Source organism: Clostridium sp. CM74B_53 (genome assembly GCF_036318045.1).
Lineage (GTDB): Bacteria > Bacillota > Clostridia > Lachnospirales > Lachnospiraceae > Pilosibacter.
In genome coordinates, this window is record NZ_JAWQDE010000010.1 from 126,035 (window position 1) to 133,568 (window position 7,534).

Below are 7,534 nucleotides of genomic sequence, written 5' to 3' on the forward strand. Positions count from 1 at the left end.
GAACATGTCATATCAAGCGTTATACAGGAAATGGCGTCCGCAGGTCTTTGCGGATGTAAAAGGCCAGGACCATATCGTTAAAACTTTACAGAATCAGATCGGTTCCGGCAGGATCGGGCACGCGTATCTGTTCTGCGGAACCCGAGGAACCGGTAAGACAACGGTGGCGAAGATCCTGGCCAGGGCGGTAAACTGTGAACATCCGGTGGACGGAAGTCCCTGCGGCGAATGCCCGAGCTGCAGGCAGATCGCGGCCGGAACCTCGTTAAACGTGGTGGAGATCGATGCTGCGTCCAACAATGGCGTTGAGAACATCCGTGAGATCCGTGAGCAGGTCCAGTACCCGCCGACGGAGGGAAAATATCGCGTATACATCATCGATGAGGTTCATATGCTCTCAACAGGCGCGTTCAACGCCCTGTTAAAGACACTGGAGGAGCCGCCGTCCTATGTAATCTTTATCCTGGCGACCACAGAGGTCCACAAGATCCCGATCACGGTGCTTTCCAGATGCCAGCGGTATGATTTCCGGCGCATTACGCTGGACACGATCACGGCCCGGTTAAAAGAACTTACGGAAGCGGAAAACATGCCGGTGGAGGATAAAGCGCTCCGCTATGTGGCAAAAGCCGGAGACGGCTCCATGCGAGACGCTCTAAGTCTCCTGGACCAGTGCGCGGCGTTCCACTTCGGCGAGACGCTGACGTATGAACATGTGCTGGATGTCCTCGGCGCTGTCGACAACAGCGTATTCCGGGATCTGTTCCATGCGATCCGGGAGAACCGGACGAAGGACTGTATCCTGAAGCTTGAGGAGATGGTAGTCCAGGGCCGGGAACTTTCCCAGTTTGTCGTGGATTTCATCTGGTTTCTCCGAAATCTGCTCCTGTTAAAGACGGCGGATGATGCGGAAGACCTTCTGGATATGTCGGAGGACAATCTGGCACAGATGCGGGAAGACGCGGCGCTTGTGGACGAGAATACTCTGATGAGATATATCCGCGTGTTCTCGGAGCTCTCCAACCAGATCCGTTTCGCAAACCAGAAACGCGTGCTCATCGAGCTTGCATTCATCAAGCTCACCAAGCCGGAGATGGAGCAGAACATGGATTCCATCCTGGAGCGCCTGGAAAAGCTGGAGCGCATGGTGGAGGAAGGGATCCCTGCGATGCCCGCAGGCGGCTATGTTCCCGCGCAGAATGCCGGGATCGCCGGTGATCCGATGATGGGAGCCGCGCAGATGTCACCGCAGATGTATGCACAGCCTGCTTACGACGGTGCCGGAGCACCGGGAAATGGCGCGGGACCGGCAGGTCAGCCAGCGCAGAATCCGGCGGGAATGCAGAATCCCCCGGCTTCCGGTCAGACTTATGAGCCGAGGACTGTATCACTGCCGAAAGCCCAGCTGGAGGATCTCAACATGATCCGGAATGAGTGGGGCAAGATCGTCCGCGACATGGGTATGTCCATCCGCCCGAGTTTCCGGGAAACTGTAGTGGAACCGGCGGGCGACAGCTGTCTCTGCATCGTGTTCAATGATCCGATGAATTTTGCCATCGGAAGCCGTCCGAGCGTCCTCGGTGATCTGGAAAGGTATGTGGAGCAGAAATACGGAAAATCCCTGTATTTTAAATCCCGCATGCGGGAAAACGGGGAACGGATGGATACCCGCTATATCAGCGATGATGAGCTGAGAGAAAACATCCATATGGATATTACAATCGAAGATTAGCCGCAGTGATAAAAGCTGCGATTAATATAAACACAGATTCAACTTGAAACCTGTGAACCGGTCATACCTATATGGGCAATGTCCGGTCAGCGTTGACGGAAGGACTCAAAAAGCTTTTTTGAGCCTGAACATCATTTATAAAAAACTAAGAATATCAGGAGGAAATACACCATGGCAAGACGTGGCGGTTTTCCGGGCGGTATGCCCGGCAATATGACAAATCTTATGAAACAGGCGCAGAGAATGCAGCGCCAGATGGAAGAGAAGACAAAAGAGCTTGAGGAGAAGCAGTACACAGCAACAGCAGGCGGTGGAGCTGTATCCGTTACCGTATCCGGCAAGAAGGAAGTTGTCGCTGTAAAGATCTCCCCGGAGGCAGTAGATCCGGATGATGTTGAGATGCTCGAGGATCTTATCGTTGCTGCGACAAATGAGGCGTTCCACCAGATGGAGGCTGAGTCCAGCGCAGTGATGTCTGAACTCACAGGCGGTCTCGGAAACCTGGGAGGACTTTCCTTCTAAATTATGGATTACTACAGCAGTCAGATATCAAAATTGATAGAGGAGCTGTCGAAACTGCCGGGAATCGGAAATAAGACGGCCCAGCGTCTGGCATTCCACATCATCAACATGCCGGAGGAACAGGTGGAACGGCTCTCGAACTCGATCCGGGATGCGAAACACAATGTTCATTACTGCAAGGAGTGCTTCACCCTGACGGACCAGGAACTCTGCCCGATCTGCCGGAGCCAGACCAGAGACCACAGCGTGATCATGGTCGTGGAGAACCCGCGTGATCTGGCGGCATACGAAAAAACGGGAAAATTCGACGGGGTGTACCATGTGCTCCACGGCGCGATCTCCCCGATGCTTGGGATCGGACCGGGAGATATCAAATTAAAAGAGCTGATGACGCGTCTTCAGACGGAAGAAGTGAAGGAAGTCATTATCGCCACAAACTCAAGTCTTGAGGGCGAGACGACGGCAATGTACATAAGCAAACTGATCAAGCCGACAGGGATCAAGGTGACGAGGATCGCCAGCGGTGTTCCGGTCGGCGGAGATCTGGAATATATTGATGAAGTCACACTTCTCCGGGCGTTGGAAGGCCGGGTGGAATTATAAAACCGGCAGCAGATGGCTGTTCCGGTTTCAGGAGATGCGAAAGAAATGGATAAATACGAGTTTAATATTAAAGTCGAGCAGATCAAAAAGATGGTCAGCCGCGGAGATTACGGAACTGCGATGAAGATCGCGGATACCATCGACTGGCACCGTGTCCGCAACGCGAGCCTGCTGTCCATGATTGCTCAGATCTATGAGAAAAATGAGGAGTACCAGGAGGCGAAGGATATTCTGCTCCTGGCTTTCGAGCGCGCACCGGTCGGTAAGCGCCTGCTCTATAAACTGGCGGATCTCGCCTTAAAGGACGGAAGTACGGCTGAAGCAGAGGCGTACTACAGAGAATTCTGCGATCTCGCACAGGATGATCCGCGCCAGTACCTGCTCCGCTACAAGATCTTAAAGGCGAAAAAGGCACCGGTGGATCAGCTGATCCGTGCGCTGGAGGTGTATACTTCATCCGAGGTGGATGAGAAATGGCTGTATGAGCTGGCAGAGCTCTACCACAAAGCAGGGATCGAGGACAAGTGTGTTGCCACATGTGACCGCATCATGCTCTTATTCGGTCTCGGCAAATATGTGGACAAGGCGATGGATCTGAAACTTCAGTATGCACCGTTGAACAAATATCAGATGGACCTTGTGGAGAACAGGGAGAAATACGAGGCAAAACTGCGCGCTGTTGAGGAAGAATACAGCGGAAATGCCCCGGAACAGGATGACTACGAGGAGGAAACTCCAGACACGGATGTCTCAAGAGAGGTTGCCCTGCAGATCCATGAGGATGCCCAGACAAAGAAGCTGGCAGACGAGATGTCCAGACTTTCCGAGGAAGAGGGACGGACGGCTGTTGTCGAGGAAGACAACGACATGGACGCGACAAGAACCATTGCAGATCTCAGTGCGATCCGCCGGGGAAGACAGGAAGCTGCGGGAGATGCGCAGGGAACGGAAGAACCGGAGCACACGATCCCGACAGAGGAAGAACGGGAGATCGAGCGCCAGAAACTGGCGATCCGCGCCGCAAAAGAGCGGGAAGAGATGGAAGAGGAAGCGCTCCGCCGTGCGGAGGAAGAGCGGGAAGCTGCGAGACGCGAGGAAGAAGAACGCCGTGCGAAAAAACAGGCGGAGATCGACAGAGAGCGCGCACGCAGAAACCAGGTCCGCAATATTCCGGCTCCGGAAGAGGATGACGACGAGGAAGACCTGGAACTGGAATCCCTGGATGATATGCTCGATACCAACAACCTGATGATCGAGGCGGAGACGGACGCGGAAGGTCTTTCCATGGCTGTTGAATCCTTAAAGGAGATCCACCGCGAGCTCGGGATCAAGAACCCGGTTGCAAAGATCAGCAGTGAGAAATTAAATAAGCGCGGGATCAGCGCAGTTGCTGACATGCTCGCAGGGAAAGATCTGATCATCCAGCACGCGGCAGGTCTTACTGATGCTGTCCAGAATGAACTGGATGACCTGATGGAAAAAGACCGCTCCGGCATGATCGTTGTCCTGATCGATACCCCGGAGAATCTTGAGGCGCTCCATGCCCACAATACCTCTCTCGCAAGTAAATTCCAGTACATCGGAAGCGATGAGGAAGCGGCTGAACAGAAAAAAGCGGAAGCAGAAATGGAAGCTGCTCTGAAACGTTCCACAGAAAAACAGGAACAGATCGCCCGCGATGTGGTAAGTGCGGAGCAGGAGATGGAAGAGGAGCCGGAACAGAAACCGGAGGAAGAGGAAGCTTATACTTTGACACCGGAACCGGAAACACAGACGGAGCCGGAGGAAGAACCGGAGCTGCCGGCGGCTGAAGAAACAGAAGAACCGGAAACAGACGCTTACGAGGAAGAAGAGCCGGAAGAGGAACCGGAGGAAGAGGAATATATCCCGCCGAAGAAGACAGGAATATTTGGAAAGTCCAAAGAAGCTCCGAAGAAGCCGGCTGCAGACAAAGAAAAGCCGAAGACTCCGGTGAAAGCGGAAGCTGCAGAGGAGGTTGTTCCGGAAGACTATGACGATAAGGAAGAGATGGATCCGGACGAATTCGCCCAGTATGCTTGCAAATATGCATCAGAGATCGACTGCAGCATCACAGGAAAGAGTCTTCTTGCCCTATATGAGCGCATCGAGATGATGGAAGAGGATGAAGTCCGCCTGACAAAGGCAGCGGCTGTCGATCTGATCGAGGAAGCTGCTGATAAGGCAGAGAAAAAGTCTCTCGGAAAGAAGATCGCAGGACTCTTCTCCCCGACATATACAAAAGAAGGCCTTCTGATCCTTCATGAAAAAGACTTCTTCGACTAAACGATAAAAAGTACAGATGTGAAGGCTGAAAGGCTGAAAAATGAATATGCGCACCATGTGATCATTGCGTTTGCAGTGGGATGGTGCGCAAATTTTTCACCAACAGATACGAACTTATGTTTGCTGAGAGGAATGCGATTACTGCCCATGAGAACTGCCGGATAAGAAGATCACCTGCCGGAAAATGACGGCGGCGGGCGGAGCTTAAAAAGATATCTTATGGGCAGACTATGATGACAGGAGAATATTATGGAGATCAGACTGATCGCGGCGGATATGGATGGAACGCTGCTTGACGATGAAAAGAAGATCCCGGAAGAAAATCTGCGCGTTTTCCGGGAATGTGCGGCGCGTGGGATCGAGATCGTCCCGGCGACCGGCCGCACGATGCGCGGACTGCCGGATGAACTCCGAAATCTGCCGGGTGTACATTATGCGATCCTCACAAACGGGGCACAGGTGGTAGATCTCGCAAAAAATGAGATTATCGACTTCTGCCGGATCCCGGTGGCGCTGGCGGAAAAGATCATGATGATGGCGCGGACGAGCCCGGATGAGATCATGTATGATGTATACATTGGCGGGATCGGATATACGATGCCGGAATTTTATAATGATATATATAAATATGTATCATCGGAAGGTCTGGCGGAGCTTGTGCGGAGAACCAGGGATTCGGTTCCGGACAACATTGCATATTTGAAAGAACGCGGACAGGACGCGGATAAGATCAACATGTTCTTTTGCGATATGGATGCCAGAAAGAGGATGCGTGAGGAACTTTCAAAGATCCCGGGGATACTTGTCTCTTCATCGATCCCAAATAACCTCGAGATCAACGCGGAAGGCGCCGATAAAGGCGGAGCACTGATCCGTCTTGCAGCACGCCTTGGAATCGACCGGGAGGCTACTATGAGCTTTGGAGACGGGGAGAATGACCTGTCCATGATCCGCATGGCGGGGATCGGTGTTGCCATGGAAAACGGCGAAGAATCCGTAAAGGCGGCAGCAGATTATATCACAAAGGCGAACAATGAGGCGGGAGTCGCGAAAGCGATCTGCCATTTTACAGGAATTGAGTAATGATGGAAATATTGGAAATGTTATCCGGCCGTTGGCTGGAGGTGGCTGTTGCGGCATATCTCATCGGGATGATGCTGTACGGTCATTACAGAGGATTTATAAGAATAGCAGTCTCCGTGATGTCACTTTTTATCACGCTGTTCGCGGTGCGCATTGCGATCCCGCAGACAGCTGCGTGGCTGGAGCACAATACGGCACTCTATGAAACGATGAAGGAGAGTGCACTGAAGGCCAGCGGCCTTGATGAAAAGATGGATGAGATGGCCCAGACGGCCGGTCTCGCCGGAAAAGCGGGGGAACGCGCAGTTATCGAAAGTCTGGAAATCCCGGACCAGGTCAAAAAGCTTCTGATCGAGAACAACAACGGCGAAGTATATCAGGAGATGGGAGTACAGATCTTTGAGGACTATGTCGGAAAATATCTGGCGGACCGTGTGATCCGTGTGATCATATTTACGGTATTGTTTACGGTATTCTATGCGTCTCTTCACATAGTTATCGGATGGCTGAACCTGCTCTCCCGCCTGCCGATCATATATGGACTCAATAAGATCGCAGGGTCAGTCCTGGGACTCACGGAGGCGCTGATCTTTGTGTGGATAGGATGCCTGGTCCTCACCTTGTTTTCCGGCAGTCCGATCGGAAAGAGCATGATCGACCAGATCAACGGAAGTATCTGGCTGACATGGCTGTATGACCATAACATGCTTTCCTATCTTGTGGTCGGACTGGTGAGAAGCGTTTTGTAATAGAAAGAGACGGTAATCGGGAAATGGATCACCCGGTCAGATAAGATGCCACTCCCTTTTAGGCGGCGAGAGTCTATAAAAGTGTCTCGATGGAGATACAGTTTTTAACTGAGATAAATACGAATAAGACAATACAGAAATGGGGTATATCTTGCCTTGGAAATGCGTATGTACCCCATTATGTTGTAAGTGCACATGCAAAAGAAAAAAATTCGAAAAAAATAGAAAAAACAGTTGACTTTTCGGCACAGATTTGTTATTATAATACTCGCCTTGAGCGACAGGGCAAAACTTATTAAGAGTCATTAAGAAAACTTCTTAATTACTTCAAAAAGTTTTAAAAAGTTCTTGACAAACCGGAAACGGTATGATAGAATAAACGAGTTGTTTCTGAAACACAGAGGCGACAAAAACAGTTCCTTGAAAACTGAACAGTATGTAAAACCCTGAAAATTCTTATAAAAATGGTCTTTGGTTTAGACCATGAATGAGAACATTCAGAACAAAACCTAACAAAACAGTAGAACGGTTTAAAAATTAG

Annotated in this window: 6 protein-coding genes; all 6 read left to right on the plus strand. The window is 51.3% G+C overall.

Annotated features, from left to right (window positions below):
* The first annotated feature begins 4 nt into the window (after positions 1 to 4).
* The 6 genes from dnaX to V2546_RS10225 all read left to right on the plus strand — a co-directional run bounded on the left by dnaX (position 5) and on the right by V2546_RS10225 (position 6,993).
* Positions 5 to 1,732 (plus strand): DNA polymerase III subunit gamma/tau, encoded by a 1,728-nt coding sequence (gene dnaX, locus V2546_RS10200; protein ID WP_329752248.1) that lies wholly within the window; start codon positions 5 to 7, stop codon positions 1,730 to 1,732.
* A 171-nt stretch (positions 1,733 to 1,903) separates the two neighbouring features.
* Positions 1,904 to 2,254, plus strand: coding sequence for a YbaB/EbfC family nucleoid-associated protein (locus V2546_RS10205; protein ID WP_021903984.1), 351 nt, complete (start codon positions 1,904 to 1,906; stop codon positions 2,252 to 2,254).
* 3 nt (positions 2,255 to 2,257) lie between these two features.
* Positions 2,258 to 2,857: a recombination mediator RecR gene (gene recR / locus V2546_RS10210; RefSeq protein WP_118298196.1), complete on the plus strand. Its 600-nt coding sequence runs from the start codon at positions 2,258 to 2,260 to the stop codon at positions 2,855 to 2,857.
* Between the two features lie 45 nt (positions 2,858 to 2,902).
* The gene (locus V2546_RS10215; protein WP_329752249.1) at positions 2,903 to 5,161 is read left to right on the plus strand and encodes a tetratricopeptide repeat protein; all 2,259 of its coding nucleotides are present in this window, start codon (positions 2,903 to 2,905) and stop codon (positions 5,159 to 5,161) included.
* Positions 5,162 to 5,410: 249 nt separating this feature from the next.
* Positions 5,411 to 6,244, plus strand: a complete 834-nt coding sequence (locus V2546_RS10220; protein WP_329752250.1) for an HAD family hydrolase — start codon at positions 5,411 to 5,413, stop codon at positions 6,242 to 6,244.
* The gene (locus tag V2546_RS10225) at positions 6,244 to 6,993 is read left to right on the plus strand and encodes a CvpA family protein (RefSeq protein WP_243022318.1); all 750 of its coding nucleotides are present in this window, start codon (positions 6,244 to 6,246) and stop codon (positions 6,991 to 6,993) included. Before V2546_RS10220 ends, V2546_RS10225 begins: the two co-directional genes overlap by 1 nt.
* Positions 6,994 to 7,534: the final 541 nt, after the last annotated feature.